Here is a 1,531-nt window from a genome sequence, read left to right on the forward strand (position 1 = left end):
GCGAAATCCAGTTGGAGCTGCTGCGAAGAAATAAACTGGACTATCTGTTAAAAAGTCTAAACGTGATCGCACTGGCACCTGTTTTCTTTACGACCCCAATCGAGACATGGGCGAGATCCAGCTTTCCATCCATGGATGAGTTTTATCAGGGAAAATTGGGTTATATCACGAAATTGTCCGTTTATATTGTGATAATCGTATCTTATTTCCTGTTACAGAAACTGCAACAGACCGATGAGACAGGATATCGTGCGGGTAGAGGCCGGAGGGTTTGGGAGCAGAAGCTATACCGTTTTCCCATCATTCGTAATGTGGTGGATTCTTTAATTCCGCGTCAGCATATGTCTTCTTATTTCCAAATAACCCGTCTATTAAAGGAAAGTGGTGCGGAGGTTAAGCTGGAGTGGCTCTACATACGCAGAATGGCTCTTTTTATCGTGGGATTGGTGCTCAGCATCAGTACGATATTTTTTTTACATGAAGCTGAGAAAACGCATATCCTTCACGCCCCAGTACAATCAGGTCAAATGTTTGGACGTTTAAGTCCGGTGGAGCAAAAAGAAGCTTCGAAGCAGAGTGAGATTGATCGCAAAATCATGCATTCGCTGAACATGAGGGCGAACAGCACATACGAACAAACGTACGTTGTTTTAGAGCATAATGCTAATGGAACTGCTACTCCTGAACAGCTATCCACAAATACTCGGCGTATCCTCCAAAAGCTGAAAGATTGGAATGATGAATACATCAAGTGGTGGGAAGTACTGATTAGTTTGATTGTTGGGTATGTAGCCTATCAAATGCCTATGCTTTTATTATATTTGCAACGAAAAATGCGTCGGTTGGATATGAGGCATGAGGTGTATCAATTTCAAACGGTTATTTCCATTTTACGGGTTATGGAACGAATGTCTGTCGAGGAAATATTGGAGTGGCTGAACAGATTTTCAGTTATATTCAAAAGACCTCTGCAAAAATGTTTGCTTCATTTTGAACACGGGCCAGAGGCAGCTCTCGACTTGCTAAAAGAAGAGGCACCTTTGCCGGAATTTCAACGTCTCGTGGATAAGCTTCATTTGTCTTTAGGTAAAATTACGATTCGAGAGGCCTTTGATGATTTGGAATCCCATATGTCCTACTATTTCGAACAAAGAAAACAGGAGTATGAAAAAATAATAGACAGTAAGGCTATCTGGGGAAGGATGATAGGTTTTGCCCCGATGTATGGTCTTATCTTTTTATATTTGGTGATTCCGTTGATCGGTATGAGCTTTGTTCAAATGGATAACTATTATGAGCAAATACAAAAAATTCAGTAAGAAAGTTCTATTATGACTAATACAAAATAACAAGCTAAGGAGAGAAAAATAATGAATAACGCATCAACAGCTTTAAAGGTAGCCGCTGGGATATTTTTGACCATCGCTCTAATTACGATTGTAGTTATACTGTTTATTTCAGCCCAGGAGGCGACTAAAACGGCACAAAACAATTTTGCTGATATCCAGACCGAATTGTCGCAAGCCTCTTT

The 1,531-nt window shown here is 40.5% G+C and carries 2 pseudogenes; both read left to right on the forward strand.

The window, feature by feature from the left end:
- Window positions 1-1,319, forward strand: a pseudogene (locus GRP75_RS26580) (hypothetical protein); the annotation flags it as partial.
- Window positions 1,320-1,370: 51 nt separating this feature from the next.
- Window positions 1,371-1,531, forward strand: a pseudogene (locus GRP75_RS26585) (ABC transporter permease); the annotation flags it as partial.

The sequence above is a fragment of the Paenibacillus sp. OT2-17 genome (assembly GCF_009827695.1).
GTDB lineage: Bacteria > Bacillota > Bacilli > Paenibacillales > Paenibacillaceae > Paenibacillus > Paenibacillus polymyxa_B.